The organism is Ligilactobacillus ubinensis (assembly GCF_024160875.1).
Classification (GTDB): domain Bacteria; phylum Bacillota; class Bacilli; order Lactobacillales; family Lactobacillaceae; genus Ligilactobacillus; species Ligilactobacillus ubinensis.
The window spans coordinates 1-203 of record NZ_JAIULA010000086.1 but is presented as its reverse complement, the minus strand read 5'-3'; the positions used below and the strand labels follow the sequence as shown (position 1 = coordinate 203).

At 46.3% G+C, this 203-nt stretch carries 1 tRNA gene; it reads left to right on the top strand.

The annotated features are described in order from the left end of the window. Position 1 precedes the first annotated feature (1 nt). Positions 2-74: transfer RNA gene (locus LB941_RS12500), tRNA-Asp, on the top strand. Positions 75-203: the final 129 nt, after the last annotated feature.

Below are 203 nucleotides of genomic sequence, written 5' to 3'. Positions count from 1 at the left end.
TGGTCCATTGGAGTAGTGGTTATCTCGTCTCCCTGTCACGGAGAAGATCGTCGGTTCAAATCCGTCATGGACCGTAGTTGTGAAAGAAATTGCTTAAACAACGAATATGATGTAAAATAGAAATGTTTATTATGGCTCGGTAGCTCAGTCGGTAGAGCAATGGATTGAAGCTCCATGTGTCGGCGGTTCGATTCCGTCCCGCG